Consider the following 19,395-nt stretch of genomic DNA (forward strand, 5'->3'; position numbering starts at 1 on the left):
CCGGGGGCACGGGGCACGGGGCTCGGGGCTCGGAACGCGGTTCATGCTGACAGAGACTGGGTTGCGCCCGAGGAATGCTCGGGCATCCCGGCGGGTTCCAGTCGGTGACACGTCATCGAACGGCGTGACGCGAGACGCGCGACCACGAGACGAACCGAGGGACCCGATGACCGACAGCAGCAGCAGCGACGAGACCCGCGCCTCCTCGGCTGACCGCGACGCAGCACGCACGAACGCAGCAGACCGTGCCGCACCGGACCGCGCAGCCGCAGACCTGCTCGCCGTCGACACGGCGATGGGCGCGGTCACCCTGCGCGTCGCCGACCTCGACGCGATGACGGCGTACTACCGCGACGCCGTCACGCTCGCGGTGCTGAGCCACGACGCGACCGCGGGCCGCAGCGTCCTCGGCCGCGGGGCGACGCCGATCGTCGTGCTCGAGCACGCGCCCGAGCTGCGGCACGCCGGCCCGCGCGAGGCCGGCCTGTTCCACACGGCGATCCTGTTCGAGACCGAGGCCGACCTCGCCGCCTCCGTCTACAGCGTCGCGAGCCGCCACCCCGGCAGCTTCACCGGCAGCGCCGACCACCTCGTCAGCAAGGCCTTCTACTTCACCGACCCCGAGGGCAACGGCGTCGAGCTCTACTGGGACCGCGACCGCACCGCCTGGTCGTGGACCCACGGCCAGGTCGACATGGCCACCCTCGCCCTCGACCCGAACGCGTTCCTGCAGCAGAACGTCACCGAGGAGGCGCTGGCCGGCACCGCCTCCCGCCCTGCCTCGGTCGGCCACGTGCACCTCAGCGTGGGAGACGTCGACAGCGCCCACCGGTTCTACGTCGAGCAGCTCGGCTTCGAGACGACGACCCGCTTCGGTCCGCAGGCGCTCTTCGTCAGCGCGGGCGGCTACCACCACCACATGGCGATGAACACGTGGCAGAGCGCCGGCGCAGGGAGGCGGCAGCTGGCCCTCGGCCTCGGACTCGTCCGCATCGAGGTGCCGGGCCTCGACGACCTCGGCGCCCTCGGCGAGCGCCTCGCGCACCACGGCGTGGCGACGCGCGACGACGGCCGCGTGCTCGGCTTCGACGACCCGTGGCTGAACCAGATCGAGGTCACGGCGCGCGCCGTGGGCGCCTGACCCGCGCGGTGCGCACCGGTGCGCACCTGAAACTCCGCGCGCCTGCGGCCGCCCGCATGCAGGAACTGCGCGCCCCGTTCTCCTGATCCGTGCACAGTTCAGGACTCGCAGTCCTGAGCAACGCAGACTCAGGACTCACGTTCCTGAATGAGGAGAGACGAGGGGAGGCGATAGCGTCGCAGGCATGTCCGATGCCGCACAGCACGCCCCCGCAGCCGCCGCCTCCCCCGTCTTCCGCACCGTCGCCGAGGGCGACCTCACGCTCGACGACCACGAGGCCCTCGCGGCGATGCTCGCCCGCACGTTCGACAGCTACGACCACTGGTACGCCGGGGCGCGCAGCTGGGCCGGGATGCAGCCGGAGCTCCGCGTCGTCGCCCGTCACGGGGACGTCGTCGTCGCGCACGCGGGGCTCCGCCGCCAGTTCGTGACCGTGGGCGAGACAGACCTGCTCGTCACCGCCGTCGGCATGGTCGCCGTCAGCCCTGCCGCGCAGGGCACCGGACTCGGAGGCGAGCTCCTCCGTCAGGTCGACGCCGCGCTCGAGCGCCTCGGGAGCCGCTTCGGCCTGCTCGAGACCGGCGAGGCAGTGCAGGGCTTCTACCGCCGCGCCGGCTGGCTGCCGCTCCACGCAGTCACTGGCCATTACACCGCCTTCTCGGCCGACGGGGCGGGCGTGCTCGTGAGCCAGGACGAGGGCTGGCTGATCCGCGAGGTCGGCGCGACCGCCGCCGAGTGGCCCGCCGGCGACATCCGCTGGAACGGCCAGATGGTCTGACCGCCCGGCGCCCACCGCTCGCGCCCGCGAGTCCCTCCGCGAAAGCGACTTACCGACACGATGTTCCGGGTCGTCTTGTCGCTTTCACGTCGGCACGCGACGCGCAGAGCGCGACCGCACGCACGCAGGAGGCGCGGTGCCCGACGAACGGGCACCGCGCCTCCTGCGCTGCGGCGCCGACCAGCGATTCTGGTCAGCGGACGCTGGCGACTACGCGGGCACGCCCACGGTCGCCGGGTCCTCGTTCGAGCCGGGCGCCTCGGGCGAGACGCCGGCACGCACGCGCGAGCCGAGGATCGGGTCGACCGAGTTCCAGTACTGGAACACGCGCTCGAGCAGGTCGGGGCGGGTGACCTTCGACACGTGGCCGACGATGTTGGCGACCAGGCGGTCGCGCTGCTCGTCGTCCATCACGTCGCGGACGAGCGCGCCGGCCTGGCCGAAGTCGTCGTCCTCGGGGTGCAGGGTCGCCGCCGAGCGGACGAGCTCTCCGTCGCTCTCCCAGCCGCCGGTGTCGCCCGCGGCCTGCGGCGATCCGGCAGGCCCGCCCACCGAGTTCGGCGCGTAGACCGGCACGGTGGCGTCGCTGAAGCTGTAGCGCGCGGCGCCGTCCTTCGAGTACGAGTGCACCTCGTTCTTGGGAGCGTTGACCGGCAGCTGCTGGTGGTTGACGCCCACGCGGTAGCGGTGCGCGTCGGCGTAGCTGAAGATGCGCGCGAGCAGCATCTTGTCGGGGCTGGTCGCGATGCCGGGCACGAAGTTCGAGGGCGCGAACGCGGCCTGCTCGATCTGCGCGAAGTAGTTCTCCGGGTTGCGGTCGAGCGTCATCGTCCCGACCTCGATCAGCGGGTAGTCGCTGTGCGGCCACACCTTCGTCAGGTCGAACGGGTTGAAGCGGTAGCTCGCGGCGTCGGCGTAGGGCATGACCTGCACGGACATCGTCCAGGTCGGGAACTCCTCGCGCTCGATCGCGGCGGACAGGTCGCGGATGTGGAAGTCCGCGTCCTCGCCGGCGATGCGGTCGGCGTCGGCCTGCGTGAGGATCTCGTTGCCCTGGTCGGACTTGAAGTGGTACTTGACCCACGAGCGCTCGCCCGCGGCGTTGATCCACTGGTAGGTGTGCGAGCCGAAGCCGTCCATCATGCGCCACGACGCGGGCAGGCCGCGGTCGCCCATCAGCCAGGTCACCTGGTGGGCCGACTCGGGCGAGAGGGTCCAGAAGTCCCACTGCATGTCGTGGTCGCGCAGGTGCGAGCCGGGCAGGCGCTTCTGCGAGTGGATGAAGTCGGGGAACTTGATGCCGTCGCGGATGAAGAAGACGGGCGTGTTGTTGCCGACGAGGTCGTAGTTGCCCTCGCTCGTGTAGAACTTCAGCGCGAAGCCGCGGGGGTCGCGCCACGTGTCGGGGCTGCCCTGCTCGCCGGCGACGGTCGAGAAGCGGGCGAGCATCTCGGTCTCGACACCGGGCTGGAACAGCGCGGCACGGGTGTACTGCGAGACGTCGCCGGTGGTGCGGAACGTGCCGAAGGCGCCGCCGCCCTTGGCGTGCACGATGCGCTCCGGCACCTTCTCGCGGTTGAAGTTGGCGAGCTTCTCGACCAGCGCGTGGTCGTGCAGCACGATGGGGCCGTCTGCCCCGACGCTCTGCGAGTGCTCGTCGCTGGCGACGGGTGCGCCGTTGTCGGTGGTCGTGATCGGTGTCGTGTCGGTCATGACTCCTCTTTCCGTTCGGTGTTCAGTCGCGGGTTGCGTGAGACCCGGCACACGGCCGGGAAGAAGGGGAGGGCTACGCCCTGCGCGGGAGGTGCGGCGCAGCTCAGGAGGCGCGCCCCGCGTCGGCGAGGCCGGTCGCGTCGAGCGCCGCAGCGTCGAGCAGCGGCGCGCCCGCCTCGGGCAGACCCGTGACGACCTCGCCGTCGAGCGGCGCGTCCTCCGCCTCGCGACAGGACGGGCAGAGGCCCCAGAAGGTCACCTCGGCGGTCTGCACGGTGAAGCCCGAGTCGTTCGACGGGGTCAGGCACGGCGCGTGGCCGACGACGCAGTCGACGTCGGCGACCCCGCCGCAGACGGAGCAGACCACGTGGTGGTGGTTGTCGCCGGTGCGCAGCTCGTAGAGCGCCGCGGAGCCGGCCGGCTCGATCCGGCGGACGAGGCCGGCGCCGGTGAGGGCCGCCAGGACGCCGTAGACCGCCTGCAGGGAGGTGCCCGGCAGGCCCAGCGCGACTCGCGCGAACACGGCGTCGGCCGGCGCGTGCGGCAGCCCGTCGAGGGCGTCGAGGACGGCGAGGCGCGGCACGGTCACCCGCAGGCCGGCGGCCCGGAGGCGCTCGGTGCTCTCGCTCGTCGTGGTCATGCCCCCATCTAAGCACGCCTTCCTTGAGTGGTTCAAAACAGTCCGGTGGCGGGCGTGTCCGTCGCGAGCGGGTCGTCGCGTCAGCCCGGCGGCGACGAACACGCCCGTCGGCGGTCGTGACGGCCGCCCCGCGCACCCGGCCCGTTCTGGGGGATGTCGCGCGCGGGGCGCCCCGCCTAGCGTTGAGCGCGGGATGGCACCCAGACGACACCCGAGGAGCACCACGTGACCAGGACGGTCGACCACGACAGCACCGGCGCACCCGGCGCCCGCGAGAGCGCGGACGCCGCCGTCGTCAGCGCGCACCAGCACAGCGCGGGCCACGCCCACAGCTACGAGCGCCTCCGTCCCGTGATGAAGCTCTGGTACCTCTGGTGGCTCTCGCGGTCGCGCCACGTCCTGTCCCCTCGCGACGAGCCGACCTCGCGCAGCTCGGCCCGAGACGCCGACACCGTCCTCATCGTCGGCAACGGCCCCGCGCACGGCTGGGGAGTCTCCACCCACGACCAGGCGCTGACCGGCCAGCTCTCGCGCGCCTCCTCGGAGGCCACCGGTCGCCCGTGCTCGGTCGACTACGTCGGCGACGAGATGATGAGCATCGAGTCGACCCGGGCCTGGATCCGCGACACCGACATCGGCCTGTACGACACCGTCGTGGTGTTGATCGGCCTGAACGACGCCGTGCGCCTGACGCCCCTCGACGTCTGGGAGCGCGAGCTGCGCCTCCTCGTCTCGACGATCGCGCGCCGCAGCCACCCGACCGCGCGCACGGTGCTGGTCGGCGTGCCGCCCGTCCGCTCGGCCAAGGCGTTCGACAACCTGCTCGGCTCGGTCGCCGAGCAGCACGGCGAGCGCATGAACGCCCTCACCGAGCTGGTCGCCTCCGAGTCCGGCCTCACGTACTTCCGCCTGCCGGCCGGCCTCCGCCGCCCCGACTCGCCCCACGGCTGCGCCGAGGGATACCGCCGCTGGGCGCAGACCATCGCGCACCGAATCGCGCCGACCCTCGACCGCGTGCACCAGGGCCAGCTCGACGAGCGCCTGCCCCGGCACCTGCCCCAGCGCAGCTTCGAGTGGAGCGGCGGCAGCCGGCTCGTCGAGCAGGCCGCCACCGGCGGCTCCGACACCCTCAAGGACCTGGCGAAGGAGGCGGAGAAGGAGTTCGGCGTCGACGTGGCCGTCGTCAGCATGCTCGACGGCAGCAAGCTCTGGTACGCCATGAACACGGAGCTGCTGCCCGTGTCGATCCCCCGCGAGCTGACCTTCTGCGACGTCACCGTGGCCGCGGACGACGTGGTCGTCGTCGAGGATGCCCGCATGGACGAGCGCTTCGCCGACAACCCCTACCTCGACCTCAACCACGGGTACTTCTACGCGGGGCACCCGATCCACTCGTCGACCGGCGAGACGATCGGCACGTTCTGCCTGCACGACACGCGGCCGCGGAAGGCCTCGTCGGTCTCGCCCGAGAAGCTGCGCGAGTTCGCGCTGCGGGCCGAGGCCGAGCTGCAGAGCTACGAGCCCGCGCCCGCCGCTCCCCAGCCGCTGACGCGACGGGCCCGCCGCGAGGCCGAGGAGCGTGCCGCGGCCGCCGCCGGCAGCACACCCGCGGCCACCGCCGGGTTCCCCGTCTAGCGACCGCCGATCCGGCGCTCAGTCGCCGCGCCGCACCTGCTTCACGTAGCGGTACACCGTGGGTTCTGACACGTGCAGCGCGTCGGCCACCTGCGCCACGGCGCCCTTCAGGAGGAACACGCCCGCACGCTCGAGCTCGCGCACGGCTGCCACCTTCTCGTCGGGCGTCATGCGGTGCGGCTCGACGCCCTGCGCCGCCACGATCCGCGCGACGCCGTCGAGCGCGAGCTCGTCGACGTTCGTGCTCAGCCGCTCCGCGACCGCCGCCGGCGACGCGCCGCCCGCAGCCGCGCCTCCTGCGCCTCCCGCGCCCGCGCCGCCCGCACCCGCGCCTCCTGCGCCGCCCCCGTCCGCGCCCTTGACGAGCCCCGTCGTCGCCGTGATCGCGGCGAGCAGGTCGCGGGCCCTGGTCAGCGGCTCGTCGTCGATGTTGAGGCAGAGCATCCCGACGACGTCGCCGCCCGCGTCGCGGATGAAGAAGGTCGACGAGCGGAACGTGCCGCCCGTGCGCGACTCGGCGAGGTAGTTCGCGAGGTAGTCGCGGTCGTCGTGCTCGTGGTTCTGCAGCACCTTGAGCACGAGGTCGGTGGCGGGGCCGCCGACGCTGCGACCGCTGACGTGGCCGTTGGTGAGGGCGACGATCGAGCGGCTGAGGTCGCTGGTGTCGTGCAGCACGATCTCGGTGCGCGGCCCGAGCAGCTCGGCGAGGAAGTCCATCAGCGGCAGGTACGGCCCGAACTCGGGCCGGAACACGCGGCTGCGATCGACCACGGTGGCGCTGCTGGCTGTCGTCATGGCTCCCAGGTTACCGGTGTGTAAAAGAATCGTCGCATTGTGATAATTTTCTCTCATCGTGCCGAGAGATCGGCTAGCTTCCGATGACCGACGACGCTCACGAAAGGCTCGACCATGACCCGATGGACCACCGCCAGATCGACCACTGCGCGACCCCGCCTCCGCCCTGCCCTCTGGGGCTCCGTCGCGACGGGCGCCGTCCTGGCACTCACGCTGACCGCGTGCGGCGGCCCGAGCGCCCCGCAGCCCGGCGAGGCGACGGGCGACGCCTCGTCGTCGGCGTCCTCGACGATCCCCGACACGAGCGCGCTGCTCGACGCCGTCGAGGTCGACGACTCGCTCGCCTCGCAGCTCCCCTCCGACATCGCCGACGCAGGCACCCTCTCGGTCGGCTCGAACGTGCAGTCGGCGCCGAACAACTTCTACGCGGCCGACGGCTCGACCGTGATCGGCTCCGACCACGACCTGATCACGGCGATCGGTAAGAAGCTCGGTCTCGAGGTCGAGTACCAGAACCAGGACTTCGGCTCGCTGATCACCAGCCTGCAGTCCGGCCGCGTCGACGTCACCATCGCGGCCATGAACGACACGGCCGAGCGCCAGCAGGCCATCGACTTCGTCGACTACCTCACCTCGGGCATCACCCTGATGGTGCAGAAGGGCAACCCGGCCGACATCACCGGCCCCGACACCCTCTGCGGCAAGACCATCGCCGTCGTCACCGGCACGAGCCAGCAGGAGTTCGCCGAGGCGACGAGCACGCAGTGCGAGTCGGACGGCGACGAGCCGCTCGAGATCACCGTCACCGACAGCGACGCCCAGAACCAGACCCAGCTCCGCACCGGCCGCATCGACGCCATCGTCAACGACCTGCCGAGCGCCGTCTACATCTCGAAGACCGCCCAGGACGGCGAGGCGTTCGAGGTCGTGCCCGGCGACGTCATCGACGGCGCCCCCTACGGCATCGGCGTCAACAAGGACGACCCCGAGCTGCGCGACGCCATCGCCGCGGCGCTCGACTCGCTGATCGACGACGGCACCTACGGCGAGGTCCTCGACGCCTGGGGCATCACCTCCGGCAGCGTCACCGAGGCGACCGTCAACGGGGGCAAGTAGCCGTGACGGAGCCCGCATCGCGGGCCGGGGCCGACACGGTCGACCCGGCCCGCGCCTCCCCGGCGGGGCGTGAGCTGCTGCCGCAGGTGCGCCTCAAGCACTGGGGACGCTGGGTCAGCGCGGCGGTCATCGTCGTGGTGCTCGTCGCCCTCGCGTACGGGGCGTCGCAGGGCGACATCGCGTACGGCGACATCCCGTACTACCTGATCTCGCCGATCATCCTGCAGGGCCTCGTCGGCACCCTCGTGCTCGCGGTCGTCGCGCAGGTCAGCGCCGTCGTGATCGGCGTCGTGATCGCCCTGATGCGCATCTCGAAGAACCCCGTGGCGCAGGCCTTCGCGGCCGGCTACACCTGGCTGTTCCGCGGCCTGCCCGTGCTGCTGCAGATCCTGCTCTGGTACAACCTGGCGCTGATCTTCCCGCGGCTCACCGTCGGGGTGCCGTTCACCGACGTGGTGTTCCTCGACGTCAGCACGAACGACGTCATGACGACGTTCGTCGCCGCTTTCCTCGGGCTGGCCCTCAACGAGAGCGCCTACATGGCCGAGATCGTGCGGGCGGGGCTGAAGAGCGTCGACCGCGGCCAGATCGAGGCGGCACAGTCGATCGGGCAGACCCCGATGCAGCGCATGGCCCGCATCGTGCTGCCCCAGGCGATGCGCATCATCATCCCGCCGACCGGCAACGACTTCATCAACATGCTCAAGGGCACGGCGATGGCGTCGGTCATCGGCTACCTCGAGCTCATCAAGGCCGCGAACAACATCTCGTCGTTCAACCTCCAGGTGATGGAGACCCTGATCGCCGCGGCCATCTGGTACATGGTCATCGTCAGCGTCGCGAGCGTCGGCCAGTTCTACCTCGAGCGCAGCTTCGACCGGCAGGACCGCCGCCCTGGCGGTCCGCCGAACGCCCGCGCGCTGCGCCGCAAGGTCGCCGCCGACCTCGGCCGCGCCCCCCTCGTGAGGAGCACCCCGTGACCGCGACGCCCACCCCGACCGCAGGAGGCGCGGCGCCCGCCGACGCCGCCGCCCCCGTCCTCGAGGCCCTCGGCATCGGCAAGTCGTACGGCAGCCACGAGGTGCTGCGCGACGTCTCGATGACGGTGCGCAGCGGCGAGGTCGTCTGCATCATCGGCCCGTCCGGCGCCGGCAAGTCGACGTTCCTCCGCACGCTGAACCGCCTCGAGGAACCGGACACCGGCGAGGTCTGGGTCGGCGGCGAGCCGATGGGCTTCGAGCTGCGCGACGGCGTGCTGCACGAGCTGAGCGAGCGCAAGCTGTCCGCGCAGCGGGCCCGCACGGCGATGGTGTTCCAGCACTTCAACCTGTTCCCGCACCTGACGGTGCTCGGCAACGTGCTCGAGGGACCGGTGCGCGTGCAGCGTCGATCCGCGAAGGAGGCGCGGGCCGAGGCCGTCGCGATCCTCGAGCGGGTGGGCCTCGGCGACAAGGTCGACGCCTACCCCGGCCAGCTCTCGGGCGGGCAGCGGCAGCGGGTCGCGATCGCGCGGGCCGTCGCGATGAAGCCTCTCTTCCTGCTCTTCGACGAGCCGACGTCGGCGCTCGACCCCGAGCTCGTCGGCGAGGTGCTCAAGGTGATGGGAGACCTGGCCCGCGACGGCATGACGATGCTGGTGGTGACGCACGAGATCCAGTTCGCACGCGAGGTGGCCGACCGCGTCGTCTTCATGGCCGACGGCGGCATCGTCGAGCAGGGCCCGGTCGAGCAGGTGCTCGGCGCCCCGCGCGAGGCACGCACGAGGCAGTTCCTGCAGCGGGTGCTGCAGTGACCTCGAACCACCCCGGGACGTCGGGCGCCCTCGCGACGCCCGGCGCCCTCGACACGTACCTGTCGTCGTTCGCGGAGCCTGTCGGGTACCTGAACTTCGGCAGCTACGGGCCGCCCTCGCGCGACGTCGTCGAGACCATCGGGCGCCTCGCCTCCGCGGCGAGCACCGGGGTCCCCTCGGCGGGCCTGCACGCGGAGGACGAGCGCGCCCTCGCCGCGGTCTCGCGCCTCACCGGCGTCGACCGGGCCGGCGTCGCCCTCGCGGGCAGCACCTCCCTCGGGCTGATGCAGGTCGCCTTCGGGCTGCCGCGCGGCGAGGTCGTCGTGAGCGAGGCCGAGTTCCCGTCGAACCTCTACGCCTGGTGGCGATCGGAGGAGGCGGGCCTCACCACGGTGCGCCCGTTGCCGCCGGTGCCGGGGCAGCCGCTGGCTCCCGTGACGCCCGAGCGCGTGGCCGACGCGGTCGGCCCGTACACGGTCGCCGTCGCGGTGAGCGCGGTCGACTTCCGCACCGGCACCGTCGCGGACCTCGCAGGCCTCCGGGAGGCGGCCGGCGACCGCCTCCTCGTGGTCGACGGCATCCAGGGGTTCGGGGTCGTCGACACCGACTGGTCGCTCGCCGACGCCCTCGTCGTCGGCGGCCAGAAGTGGCTGCGGGCGGGCTGGGGCACGGGCTTCGTCGCCCTCTCCCCCCGGGCGCTCGACCGCCTCCGGCCGGTGCTCGGCGGCTGGACCGGCGTCGAGGGGCCGTCGCGCTACGACGGCGTGCCTCACGGCCCCCTGCCCGGGGCGCAGCGCTTCTCGGTGACGAACGGCTCGCCGTTCGCCTCGGGCGCGCTCGCGACGGCCCTCGAGCAGCTCGAGCAGGTCGGCGTCGACGTCGTCGCGTCGCGGGTCGCCGACACGGCGGGCGACCTGGTCGCGCGCCTCGACGCCGCCGGGGTGCCCGTGCTCTCGCCCGTCGAGCGGGAGCGCCGGGCCGGCATCGTCGTCGCCGGCGTGCCTGCGGGCGACGCCGCGGCCGTCGGCGCCCGGCTCGACGCCGCCGGGGTCACGGCGACCGTGCACGGCGACGACCGAGTGCGCCTCAGCGTGCACGCCACCACCACACCGGCCGCTCTCGACGCGGCCCTGACCGTCCTGGGAGGACGCGCATGACCACTCCAGACGACACCCGCACCGGCACCGCCGTCGACACCGGCACCGGCACCTCCGTCCGCGCCGTGCACACCGACGCCGCACCCGCCGCCGTGGGCGCCTACTCGCAGGCCGTCATCGCCGGCGACCTCGTCTTCGTCTCCGGCCAGCTGCCGATCGACCCGGCGACGGGCGAGTTCGCCGGGCCGGGGGTGCGGGAGGAGGCGGCCCAGTCGCTCCGCAACGGCGCCGCAGTGCTCGAGGCGGCCGGCTCGGGCGTCGCCCACGTCGTCAAGACGACGGTGCTGCTGGCCGACATCGCCGACTTCGCGGTCGTGAACGAGGCCTACGCCGAGGTGTTCTCGGCGGGCGGCGGCGTACTGCCGGCCCGTGCGGCGTACCAGGTCGGCGCGCTGCCGAAGGGCGCCCGTGTCGAGATCGAGTTCGTGGGGGCCGTCGTCCGCTGACCGGCGCCCGCGGCGGCCGCGGCCGCTGAGGCCGCTACGGCAGGGGAGAAGGGACGGCGTCGGCGTGGGCCGCCCCCTGCGGTGTCCCTTCTCCCCTACCTCCGTGTCGGCCACCGGGCCCCGACCCGGCCGCGCCGGCCAGTCCCGGGTCCTCCGCGAGGAGGAATTCACCGACCGGTCTCCCCGCCCGGCCCCCGTCGTCGCTACGGTGCGGAGATGAGCACGTCGACGGAGCGTCACTCGCTGAGCCAAGGCCGCACCTCGGGTGCCCCGCCGAGCGGCACCGACCCGGCGGGCGCCTCCCCGGCTGCACCTCGCACCTCACCGGCAGTCCCGGCCGACGCCCTCGCGGGCCGCGACCTCGTCGTCGACCTCGCCCGTGTCGTCTGCGTGCTGCTCGTCGTCGTCATCCACGTGCTCATGGTCGGCGTCGGCCGCGCCCCCGACGGCGCGGTCGTCGCCTCGCAGCCCCTGACCGAGCAGCCGTGGTTCGCCGTCTCGACCTGGGTCGGCCAGATCATGCCCCTCTTCTTCGTCGTCGGCGGCTTCGCGAGCGCCACCGCCTGGGCGAGCACGCAGCGACGAGGAGGCGACGGTGCGGACTACGTGCGAGGCCGCCTCCTCCGCCTCGCCCGCCCCGCTGCCGCGCTCTTCGTGGTGCTCGCCGTCGCCCTGACCGTCGCCACGCTGCTCGGCGTGGACCCGGCCCTCCTCGACACGGCCGTCACCGGCATCGGCACCCCGCTCTGGTTCCTCGCCGCCTACGGCATCACGCAGGTGGCCGTGCCCGTGATGGCCCGGCTGCACGCCACCCGACCCGCGGCGACCTTCGTCGGGCTGGCGACGGCGGCCCTGCTCGTCGACTCGGTCCGGTACACGACGCTCGTCACCGACGTCGGCCTGCTCAACCTCGTGTTCGTGTGGCTGTTCGTGCAGCAGCTGGGGTTCGCATACGCGAGCGGGTGGTTCGGACGCGCTCCGCGCCTCCTGCTGGCGGGCACGGCGCTCGCCTGCGCCGCGTCGTTGCCGGTGCTGACGACGGTGGGCCCGTGGTCCGACGACATGCTGACGAACCTCAACCCGCCGGCCGTGCCTCTGATGGTGCTCGGCGTCGGGCAGATCTGCGTGCTGACGCTGCTGCACCCCGCGCTGGCCCGGCTGATGCGGACGCGTGCCGCGCGGGCCGTCGTGTTCGCGGTCGGCAGCCGCGGCATGACGATCTACCTCTGGCACCTGCCGTTGCTGATCGCCGTCACCGGCCTGGTCCTCGCGACGGGCGGGCCGCTGCCCGAGCCGGCGTCGGCGGCCTGGTGGTGGACGCGGATCCCCGTCGTGCTGCTCGTGCTCGGCCTCGCCTGCGCCCTGTCACTCGCCGTCGGGCGCCTCGAAGGGGCGCCGAAGCCGGTGCCGGCAGGTCGACGCCGCCCGAGCACGCTCGTCGTCGCGGTGTCGGCCGTGCTGGTCGTGGCGCCGCCGTTCGCGGTGATGCTCGACGGCCTCGACCTGCGGAACGCGATCGCCGGTGCCGTGGCTCTGCCGGCGGCGCTCTGGCTGCTCGGCCGCACGCGACACCGGCTGGACCAGGGGCTCACGGGTGGAGAAGGGTGACGCCCGGCCGACGGGGGGATCGGCCGGGCGTCCTACGGTGTCGGGCGGATCAGGAACCCTCGACCGGATGCAGCAGGAGGCCCGATCACAAGGCCGTGTTCCTGCTGCTGAGATCAATGGTGCGTGCCGATCCGATGACGACGCTGGGAGCCGCCTCGGGATCTGCTGACCGCTTCTGACCGCCGTCGACGCCCGGTCGGCGGGCACCGTCCCGGTAGACTCGCAGCGTCCACCCGCTGCCATCCCGCAGGAGTTGAAACGTGCCCACAATCGTCGTCGAGGTCATGCCCAAGGCTGAACTGCTCGATCCCCAGGGCAAGGCCGTGGTCGGCGCCCTCTCCCGTCTCGGGCTGAACGATCCCGAGAAGACAGCGCAGTTCACCGACGTCCGCATCGGCAAGCGCTTCGAGCTGACCGTCGAGGGCGAGGTGACGGAGGCGGTGCTCGCCGACGTGCGCACCCTCGCCGACGACGTGCTCTCGAACTCGGTCATCGAAGACGTCGTGAGCATCACCGTGCTCGACGCTGCGTCCGCCGTCTGATGCGCGTCGGCGTCGTCACCTTCCCCGGCTCGCTCGACGACCGCGACGCCCAGCGCGCGGTCCGCCTCGCGGGCGGCCAGCCCGTCGCGCTCTGGCACGGCGACCACGACCTGCAGGGCGTCGAGGCGATCATCCTGCCCGGCGGCTTCAGCTACGGCGACTACCTGCGCGCCGGTGCCATCGCCTCCTTGTCGCCGATCATGACCGAGGTCGTCGACGCGGCGAACGCGGGCATGCCCGTGCTCGGCATCTGCAACGGCTTCCAGATGCTGGCGGAGGCGCGGCTCATCCCCGGCGCCCACACCCGCAACGCGCACCAGCAGTTCATCCGCCGCGACCAGGTGCTCCGCGTCGAGAACGCGTCGACCGACTGGACGAACGGCTTCGCCGAGGGGCAGGAGATCACGATCCCCCTCAAGAACGCCGACGGCCGGTTCATCGCGGACGACGAGACCATCAAGCGCATCGAGGGCGAGGGCCAGGTCGCCTTCCGCTACGTCGGCGTCAACCCCAACGGCTCGATGGACGACATCGCCGGCGTCTCGAACGCCCGCGGCAACGTCGTCGGCCTGATGCCCCACCCCGAGCACGCCACCGAGCCCGGCTTCGGCCCCGACATGCCCGACGCCATGTCGAGCGGCGTCGAGGGCCTCACGTTCTTCACGTCCGTCATCGAGAGGGCCCTGTCCAAGTGAGCACCGAGAACGACCGCGCCGAGCTGATCGACGTCCGCCCCGAGGGGCCGAAGCCCGACACGACCGCCGACGCGGCCGCGACGCCCGACAAGCACCAGCCCTACGAGGCCCTCGGCCTCAAGGCCGACGAGTACGCGCAGATCCGCGGGATCCTCGGCCGGCGCCCCACGAGCGGCGAGCTGGCGATGTACTCGGTGATGTGGAGCGAGCACTGCTCGTACAAGTCGAGCAAGATCTACCTCCGCCAGTTCGGCCAGAAGGTCTCGCCGGCGATGACGAAGAACCTGATGGTCGGCATGGGCGAGAACGCCGGCGTCGTCGATGTAGGAGGCGGCTGGGCGGTGACCTTCAAGGTCGAGTCCCACAACCACCCCAGCTACATCGAGCCGTTCCAGGGCGCCGCGACCGGCGTCGGCGGCATCGTCCGCGACATCATCTCGATGGGCGCCCGCCCCGTCGCCGTGATGGACCAGCTGCGCTTCGGCGCGATCGACGCCCCGGACACGCAGCGCGTCGTCGACGGCGTCGTGCAGGGCATCAGCTTCTACGCGAACTGCCTCGGCCTGCCGAACATCGGCGGCGAGACGTACTTCGACGCGGTCTACCAGGGCAACCCGCTGGTCAACGCGCTCGCGGTCGGCGTCCTCCGCCACGAGGACCTGCACCTCGCGAACGCCAAGGGCGTCGGCAACAAGGTCGTGCTCTTCGGGGCGCGCACCGGCGGCGACGGCATCGGCGGCGCCTCCATCCTCGCCTCCGACACGTTCTCGTCGGGCGGCCCCACCAAACGCCCCTCGGTGCAGGTCGGCGACCCGTTCGCCGAGAAGGTGCTGATCGAGTGCTGCCTCGAGCTGTTCCGCGACGAGCTGGTCGAGGGCATCCAAGACCTCGGGGCCGCCGGCATCAGCTGCGCCACCTCCGAACTCGCCTCGAACGGCGACGGCGGCATGTTCATCGAGCTCGACGACGTGCTGCTCCGCGACCCCTCGCTGACTGCTGAAGAGATCCTGATGAGCGAGAGCCAGGAGCGGATGATGGCGGTCGTCAGCCCCGACAAGCTCGACGCGTTCCTCGCCGTCACCGCGAAGTGGGACGTCGAGACCAGCGTGCTCGGCGAGGTCACCGACACCGGCCGGCTGGTCATCAACTGGCACGGAGAAGAGATCGTCAACGTCGACCCGCGCACCGTCGCGGTCGACGGCCCGGTCTACGAGCGTCCCGTCGCCTACCCGTCCTGGATCGACGCCCTGCAGGCCGACACCGCCGCCACGCTGCCGCGTCCGACCGACCCCGAGGAGGTGCGGGCCCAGTTCCTGCAGCTGCTCGGCTCCCCCAACCTGGCCGACAAGAGCTGGGTCACGAACCAGTACGACACGTACGTGCTCGGCAACACGGCCCTGAGCTTCCCCGACGACGGCGGCATGGTCCGCGTCGACGAGGAATCGGGGCTCGGCTTCGCGATCGCGACCGACGCCAACGGCCGCTGGTGCCAGCTCGACCCGAAGCAGGGTGCCCGCCTGGCTCTCGCCGAGGCCTACCGCAACGTCGCCGTCACGGGTGCCGTGCCGGCCGCGGTCACGGACTGCCTGAACTTCGGCAGCCCGGAGGACCCGGAGGTCATGTGGCAGTTCTCGCAGGCCGTCGAGGGTCTCTCCGACGCGTGCCTCGAGCTCGAGATCCCCGTCACGGGCGGCAACGTGTCGTTCTACAACCAGACCGGCACGAAGCCCATCTTCCCGACGCCGGTGGTCGGTGTGCTCGGCGTCATCCAGGACGTCGCGAAGCGCGTGCCCTCCGGCTGGCAGGACGACGGCGACAACATCTACCTGCTGGGCACCGCCTCCCTCGAGCTCGACGGCTCGGCCTGGGCCGGCACCGTGCACGACCACCTCGGCGGACGCCCCCCGGCCGTCGACCTGGGGGCTGAGAAGCAGCTCGCGGGCCTGCTCGCCGCCGGTGCCGACCAGTCGCTCATCGCGGCGGCGCACGACCTCAGCGACGGCGGCCTCGCGCAGGCCCTGGCCGAGGCGGTGCTGCGCTTCGGCGTCGGCGCCCGCGTCTACCTGGGCGAGCTGCTCGAGCGCGACGGCCTCGACGTCGCGGCGACGCTCTTCACGGAGTCGACCGGCCGCGTCATCGTGTCGGTGCCTCGCGAGGACGACGTCAAGTTCCGCGGCCTCTGCGAGGGTCGGGGCTACCCCGTCGCCCGCATCGGCGTGACGGACGCGTCGTCGCAGTCGCTCGAGATCCAGGACGTCTTCACGGTGTCGCTCGACGAGCTCCGCGGCACGCACCAAGGCACCCTGCCGGCCCGCTTCGGAGCCACCATCCCCCAGTAGGCGCCCGCGCCGCTGCCGGTCGTCCGCTGCACCCCGAAGGCCCCTGCCACCCGGCAGGGGCCTTCGCGCACGCAGCCGGGAGCTCCGCCGCCCCACGTCGCCGAAAGAGGCGCGCGAAGCGCCGCCGCCCCACGTCACCGAAGGAGGCGCGCGAAGCGCCGCCGGGCGCAGCCCGGCAGCCGCCGGCAGGCGGCCAGACGAGCACAAAGGGAAAAGCCCCGGACCGACAGGTCAGGGGCTTTCTTTTCTCGTGCTGGGGTACCTGGACTCGAACCAAGAACAACTGAACCAGAATCAGTCGTGTTGCCAATTACACCATACCCCAATGATGTGGATCTCTCGATCTGCACCACTGTGGCCCATCAACTGAGCCGACGTCTACTGTACACGATCTCCGAGCTCGGCGAGGTCACCGATCAGGTCTCGGTTGATCACGGCGGCCACGCGCGCCCCCGACCCGGCTGCCACGATCAGCTGCTGCGGCCCGGGAGCAGTCGACTCCCCGGCGGCGTACAGCCCGGGCACCGAGGTGCGCCCGTGATCGTCGACGACGAGCAGGCCGTCGTCGTCGAGGTCGGCACCGAGCGGAGCGACGTACGAGAGCATGCCGGCCCAGGCGGGCCGGACGAAGCCGCCCTCGCGCGGCACGACCTCGCCGCCCTCGAGCTCGACTCCGGTCAGCCCCTCGCGGCCGCCCTGCAGGGACGCGATCGGGCGGCGGTCGACGCGGATCCCGCGGGAGGCGAGCAGCGCCTCCTCGGACTCGCTCACCGCATCGGCGGAGCCGTGGGTGAAGACGATCAGGTCGTCGCTCCACTGTGACAGCAACAAGGACCGTTCTGCCAGGTCGGGGTGCTCGCCGATGACGGCGAGTGCCTGGTCGCGCTTGCCGTAGCCGTCGCACTCGATGCAGCTGTGCACGAAGGTGCCGTAGAAGGCCCGCAGCCCGTCGATCGCCGGCAGGGTCTCCTGCAGCCCGGTGGCGACCAGCACCACGTCGGCCACGGCTCGACGCTGCTGACCGCGGAACTCGCAGTCGACGACGAAGCCGTCGTCACCGCGGGTGATGCTCGTGGCCATCGTCTGCCAGTGCTCGCCCTCCTCGTACGCGAGGAACTCGTCCCGGCCGAGCTTGCGCAGCTCGAGCGGAGAGATGCCGTCCCGCGTCAGGTACCCGTGCGACAGCAGCGTCGCCGAGTTGCGAGGGCGGTTGCTGTCGACGAGCAGGACGCGCCGCCGAGCACGGACGAGGTTCAGCGCGGCGCTGAGCCCCGCCGGCCCTCCCCCGACGACCACGACGTCCCAGCGCGTGTCAGCGCCGGGCCCGTCGACACCCTGGTCGCTCACGACCGCTCGAGGAGGCGCCTGATGCGCGCCTGCGTCGACTCGCGCCCCAGGATCTCCATCGACTCGAAGAGCGGCGGGCTGACCCGACGCCCGGAGAGCGCGACACGGAGCGGTCCGTAGGCCACCCGCGGCTTCAGCCCTAGCTCGTCGACGAGCGCCGCCTTCAGGGCGTCCTGGATAGCCGCGTGCGTCCAGTCCTGCACTCCGTCGAGGGCAGCAGAGGAGGCGCGCAGCACGTCAGCAGACGACTCCGGCAGCGAGGCCGTCGCGTCGTCGTCGTACTCGAGGTCGCCGTCGGCCGTGAAGAGGAACGACAGCATCCCCTTCGCCTCGCCGAGCAGCGTCATGCGCTCCTGGACGAGTGGGGCTGCCTGCGCGAGCACGGCGGCCTCGGCCTCGGTGGGCGGATCGCTGACGACCCCGTCCAGGTAGGGCAGCAGGCGCTGCGTGAAGTCCTCTACGTCGAGGAGGCGGACGTGGTCCCCGTTGATCGACTCCGCCTTCTTGAGGTCGAAACGAGCCGGGTTCGGGTTGACGTCCGTCACGTCGAACGCTGCGACCATCTCGTCGAGGCTGAACACGTCACGGTCGTGCGACAGCGACCAGCCGAGCAGGGACAGGTAGTTGACGAGGCCCTCGGGGATGAAGCCGCGGTCCCGGTGGTGGAACAGGTTCGAGGCAGGGTCGCGCTTCGACAGCTTCTTGTTGCCCTCGCCCATCACGTAGGGCAGGTGGCCGAAACGCGGCACGAACTCGGTGACGCCCAGCTCGACCAGCGCCTCGTACAGGGCGATCTGGCGAGGGGTCGACGAGAGGAGGTCCTCGCCGCGCAGCACGTGGGTGATGCCCATCAGCGCGTCGTCGACCGGGTTGACGAACGTGTACAGCGGGACGCCGTTCGGACGCACCACCACGAAGTCGGAGAACGAACCGGCCGGGAAGGTGATCTCCCCACGCACCAGGTCGTCGAAGCTGAGATCGCGATCGGGGACGCGCAGCCGGAGCGCCGGCTGGCGCCCCTCCTCCTTGTAGGAGGCGCGCTGCTCGTCCGTGAGGTCACGCTCGAAGTTGTCGTAGCCCTGCTTCGGGTCCCGACCGGCCGCAATACTGCGCGCTTCGATCTCCTCGCCCGTCGCATAGCTCTCGTAGAGCAGGCCACGCTCGAGGAGGCGGTCGATGATGTCGCGATAGATGTCGTGACGGAGCGACTGCCGGTACGGCGCGTGCGGACCGCCGACGTCGACGCCCTCGTCCCAGTCGAGCTTGAGCCAGCGAAGCCCGTCGAGGATCTGCTCGTAGCTCTCCTCGCTGTCGCGACTGGCGTCGGTGTCCTCGATGCGGAAGACCAGCTTGCCGCCGTGGTGCCTCGCGTAGGCCCAGTTGAACAGGGCAGTACGGATGAGACCCACGTGGGGAGTCCCGGTGGGAGAGGGGCAGAACCGCACGCGCACGTCGGCGCCGGAGGCGGTGGAGAAGGGAGCAGACATCGGTCACGATCCTACCGGGGCCGGGCCGCCCCATCGGGTTAAACAAGAAGAGCCCCTCCGGTGGAGGGGCTCTTCTGTCAAAAGGAGTCCGGCGGTGTCCTACTCTCCCACAAGGTCCCCCTTGCAGTACCATCGGCGCTGAGAGTCTTAGCTTCCGGGTTCGG

General features: G+C 71.8%; 17 protein-coding genes, 1 tRNA gene and 1 rRNA gene. 12 read left to right on the forward strand and 7 right to left on the reverse strand.

All coding sequences use genetic code 11. The features are described from left to right. Positions 1-295: 295 nt before the first annotated feature. Complete coding sequence (locus ES689_RS14395) at positions 296-1,141, forward strand: VOC family protein (RefSeq protein WP_146906117.1); 846 nt, start codon at positions 296-298, stop codon at positions 1,139-1,141. Positions 1,142-1,325: 184 nt separating this feature from the next. Next, complete coding sequence (locus ES689_RS14400; protein WP_146906086.1) at positions 1,326-1,919, forward strand: GNAT family N-acetyltransferase; 594 nt, start codon at positions 1,326-1,328, stop codon at positions 1,917-1,919. A gap of 210 nt (positions 1,920-2,129) precedes the next feature. Here the strand turns inward: ES689_RS14400 and ES689_RS14405 are convergent, their stop codons facing one another. Both ES689_RS14405 and ES689_RS14410 read right to left on the reverse strand, forming a co-directional pair. Then, positions 2,130-3,632: a catalase gene (locus ES689_RS14405; RefSeq protein WP_146906088.1), complete on the reverse strand. Its 1,503-nt coding sequence runs from the start codon at positions 3,630-3,632 to the stop codon at positions 2,130-2,132. A gap of 103 nt (positions 3,633-3,735) precedes the next feature. Next, positions 3,736-4,272 carry a Fur family transcriptional regulator gene (locus tag ES689_RS14410; RefSeq protein WP_146906090.1) on the reverse strand — a complete coding sequence of 179 codons (537 nt, stop codon included), beginning with the start codon at positions 4,270-4,272 and terminating at the stop codon, positions 3,736-3,738. A 225-nt stretch (positions 4,273-4,497) separates the two neighbouring features. Here ES689_RS14410 and ES689_RS14415 point away from each other — a divergent pair, with 225 nt between their 5' ends. Next, complete coding sequence (locus ES689_RS14415; protein WP_146906092.1) at positions 4,498-5,907, forward strand: GAF domain-containing protein; 1,410 nt, start codon at positions 4,498-4,500, stop codon at positions 5,905-5,907. A gap of 18 nt (positions 5,908-5,925) precedes the next feature. Here ES689_RS14415 and ES689_RS14420 read toward each other — a convergent pair whose 3' ends face one another. Then, entirely contained in the window at positions 5,926-6,702 is a 777-nt protein-coding gene (locus tag ES689_RS14420) for a transcriptional regulator (RefSeq protein WP_191330507.1), read from the reverse strand. 114 nt (positions 6,703-6,816) lie between these two features. Here ES689_RS14420 and ES689_RS14425 point away from each other — a divergent pair, with 114 nt between their 5' ends. The 9 genes from ES689_RS14425 (at position 6,817) to purL (ending at position 16,397) form a co-directional block, all read left to right on the forward strand. Next, entirely contained in the window at positions 6,817-7,818 is a 1,002-nt protein-coding gene (locus ES689_RS14425) for an ABC transporter substrate-binding protein (RefSeq protein ID WP_146906096.1), read from the forward strand. A 2-nt stretch (positions 7,819-7,820) separates the two neighbouring features. Further along, positions 7,821-8,798, forward strand: a complete 978-nt coding sequence (locus ES689_RS14430; protein WP_146906098.1) for an amino acid ABC transporter permease — start codon at positions 7,821-7,823, stop codon at positions 8,796-8,798. Continuing rightward, positions 8,795-9,610 (forward strand): amino acid ABC transporter ATP-binding protein, encoded by an 816-nt coding sequence (locus ES689_RS14435; RefSeq protein WP_305038357.1) that lies wholly within the window; start codon positions 8,795-8,797, stop codon positions 9,608-9,610. Before ES689_RS14430 ends, ES689_RS14435 begins: the two co-directional genes overlap by 4 nt. Further along, a complete protein-coding gene (locus tag ES689_RS14440; protein WP_146906100.1) occupies positions 9,607-10,767 on the forward strand; it encodes an aminotransferase class V-fold PLP-dependent enzyme in 1,161 nt (386 codons plus the stop codon). The genes ES689_RS14435 and ES689_RS14440 overlap by 4 nt, the downstream gene beginning before the upstream one ends. Continuing rightward, positions 10,764-11,213 carry a Rid family detoxifying hydrolase gene (locus ES689_RS14445; RefSeq protein ID WP_146906102.1) on the forward strand — a complete coding sequence of 150 codons (450 nt, stop codon included), beginning with the start codon at positions 10,764-10,766 and terminating at the stop codon, positions 11,211-11,213. The genes ES689_RS14440 and ES689_RS14445 overlap by 4 nt, the downstream gene beginning before the upstream one ends. A 216-nt stretch (positions 11,214-11,429) precedes the next feature. Further along, the gene (locus ES689_RS14450; protein ID WP_146906104.1) at positions 11,430-12,821 is read left to right on the forward strand and encodes an acyltransferase; all 1,392 of its coding nucleotides are present in this window, start codon (positions 11,430-11,432) and stop codon (positions 12,819-12,821) included. 260 nt (positions 12,822-13,081) lie between these two features. After that, a complete protein-coding gene (purS, locus tag ES689_RS14455; RefSeq protein WP_146906106.1) occupies positions 13,082-13,363 on the forward strand; it encodes a phosphoribosylformylglycinamidine synthase subunit PurS in 282 nt (93 codons plus the stop codon). Beyond that, a complete protein-coding gene (gene purQ, locus ES689_RS14460) occupies positions 13,363-14,058 on the forward strand; it encodes a phosphoribosylformylglycinamidine synthase subunit PurQ (protein ID WP_146906109.1) in 696 nt (231 codons plus the stop codon). The genes purS and purQ overlap by 1 nt, the downstream gene beginning before the upstream one ends. Before the next feature lie 26 nt (positions 14,059-14,084). Beyond that, a complete protein-coding gene (gene purL, locus ES689_RS14465; protein ID WP_146906119.1) occupies positions 14,085-16,397 on the forward strand; it encodes a phosphoribosylformylglycinamidine synthase subunit PurL in 2,313 nt (770 codons plus the stop codon). A gap of 253 nt (positions 16,398-16,650) precedes the next feature. Here the strand turns inward: purL and ES689_RS14470 are convergent. The 4 genes from ES689_RS14470 to rrf all read right to left on the reverse strand — a co-directional run. Continuing rightward, positions 16,651-16,722 (reverse strand) — tRNA-Gln (locus tag ES689_RS14470). A 53-nt stretch (positions 16,723-16,775) separates the two neighbouring features. Then, positions 16,776-17,744, reverse strand: coding sequence for an NAD(P)/FAD-dependent oxidoreductase (locus tag ES689_RS14475; protein ID WP_146906111.1), 969 nt, complete (start codon positions 17,742-17,744; stop codon positions 16,776-16,778). Further along, positions 17,741-19,231 (reverse strand): glutamate--tRNA ligase, encoded by a 1,491-nt coding sequence (gltX, locus tag ES689_RS14480; RefSeq protein ID WP_146906113.1) that lies wholly within the window; start codon positions 19,229-19,231, stop codon positions 17,741-17,743. The genes ES689_RS14475 and gltX overlap by 4 nt, the downstream gene beginning before the upstream one ends. Before the next feature lie 86 nt (positions 19,232-19,317). Next, a 5S ribosomal RNA gene (rrf, locus tag ES689_RS14485) occupies positions 19,318-19,395 on the reverse strand; the annotation flags it as partial.

The organism is Frigoribacterium sp. ACAM 257 (genome assembly GCF_007954365.1).
GTDB lineage: Bacteria > Actinomycetota > Actinomycetes > Actinomycetales > Microbacteriaceae > Frigoribacterium.